Source organism: Aestuariivirga sp., from assembly GCF_037139295.1.
Classification (GTDB): domain Bacteria; phylum Pseudomonadota; class Alphaproteobacteria; order Rhizobiales; family Aestuariivirgaceae; genus Aestuariivirga.
Genome location: NZ_JBAXGR010000280.1, coordinates 1 through 1,877 on the forward strand (window position 1 = coordinate 1; position 1,877 = coordinate 1,877).

Consider the following 1,877-nt stretch of genomic DNA (forward strand, 5'->3'; position numbering starts at 1 on the left):
GGAGAGCAACGCCAACCTCACTGCGAATTTCTACATCGACCGGGACATCCCCGTTGTACAAAGCATCCCTGGTTTCAGACTTTCAAATCCTCCTCGGAAAATCAGGCAACCGGAGAATAGAATGATTTCGGACCCATTGTTGTTTGTGGCAACTTCTGATTTCGCAGGCAGGACCCGGGGAAAGGCATTCCCTGTGGCTGACTACGAGAAGCGGAGCAGCCGGGGGGTAGGTTGGACCCCCACCAATGTAATGATCACCTGTTTCGACGTCATCGGCAAAGGTCCCTATGGTTCATTGGGAGACTTGCTACTGGTTCCTGATCGAAACGCCACCGTCACGATTGACATGGAGGACGGTGGAGCAGTCGAGCGTTTCGCTCTTGGAGACATCACTGACCTAGAGGGAAATCCTTGGGAATGCTGTACTCGCTCGCTTCTCAAAAGTGCCCTTGAGAGACTTCGAACACTGGCTGGTGTCGAGCTGATGAGTGCTTTCGAACATGAGTTCCAGATTGTGAAGACTGGACAAACTGTACCTGACGCCTATTCACTCAGGGCCTTCACCAAACAGCGTCGCATGGGTGAAACGTTGATGGCTGCCCTCTCTGCTGCGGGACTGCAGGCTGACACGTTCATGGCTGAGTTCGGACCCAATCAATTCGAGGTAACCAATGGACCGGCACTAGCTCATCGATCAGCAGACCATGCTGTATTCCTCCGCGAAGTCACTCGCATGGTCGCTGGAAGATTTTCGGAGCGGGTGACCTTTGTGCCAATCTCGAACCCGACCAGCGTCGGAAACGGGGTTCACATTCATATGAGTTTTGTTGATCACACCGGCGCACCAAAGACTTACGACCCAGGTGGACCAGGCAATATGTCGAAGCTCACCGCCTCGTTTGTTGCGGGCATCCTGAAGTACCTCGACTCTATTATTGCGCTGACGGCACCCTCAGACGTTTCCTATCTTCGACTCACACCGCACCGATGGAGTGCAGCGTACAATAATCTTGGGTTCAGGGATCGCGAAGCTTCCGTACGCATTTGTCCTGTTACCGCGAGGGAACCAGACAAGATACAGAAACAGTATAACTTCGAATACCGTGCTGCCGACGCCGCAGCTTCTCCCTACCTAGCACTCGCAGCTATCGTTCACGCAGGTTGTCAAGGAATTGAGGAACAGCTCTCAGCACCCGAGATCACCCAGGAAGATCTCTCGGTCCTGTCAGACACCGAGCTCGGAAAGCGTGGATATGGGCGCCTGCCAACTTCCCTCGAGCAAGCGCTGCAGAAGTTCGAGGCAAATGCCGTTGTTAGGAGCTGGTTCCCACCTTGCTTTTCTTCGATTTACACAGCTCATAAGAGAGCAGAGATCGCATACTTGGGTGATCGCGACACGTCGTCTCGGTGCGCTGCCTACGCTGACGTCTACTGACACGACCATACAGGGGCAATTGCGGCGCTAACACGCGCCGCAATTGCCCTCCCGAACTTACCAGCTAAGTGCGAGGCTGGTGTTGTCTCAAAACAGCATGTCATCAGCGGATAGGAAGATATCGGCGGGCCTTCGCACGAGTTCCACAAACTCGAGAGGCTTGTGATAGCGACGTCCTTGCCAGATGAGTGACTCGTGCGCCTCACCCTCTGCTAGTCTCACGCCCTCAACAACTCCAATCAGAATGGAGTGTGAAAATCCGTCATAGGTATGGCTGAGTCTACAGTCCAACGACATCGGTGCGCCCGACAAGAGTGGAACGCCCCTTTCGCCTGTGACCCAGTCCCCGCACCTAAAGCGATCTGGTCCTTTATGTGATTGAAAGAGGCGTGCCTATCCGGTTGACGCATACACCTACTATATGTAGTAGGAAGCCATGGAC

General features: G+C 53.9%; 1 protein-coding gene. It reads left to right on the forward strand.

Annotation, left to right across the window (positions count from 1 at the left end; translation table 11 throughout):
- Positions 1-121 precede the first annotated feature (121 nt).
- Entirely contained in the window at positions 122-1,435 is a 1,314-nt protein-coding gene (locus tag WCJ41_RS21900; protein WP_336907950.1) for a glutamine synthetase family protein, read from the forward strand.
- Positions 1,436-1,877: the final 442 nt, after the last annotated feature.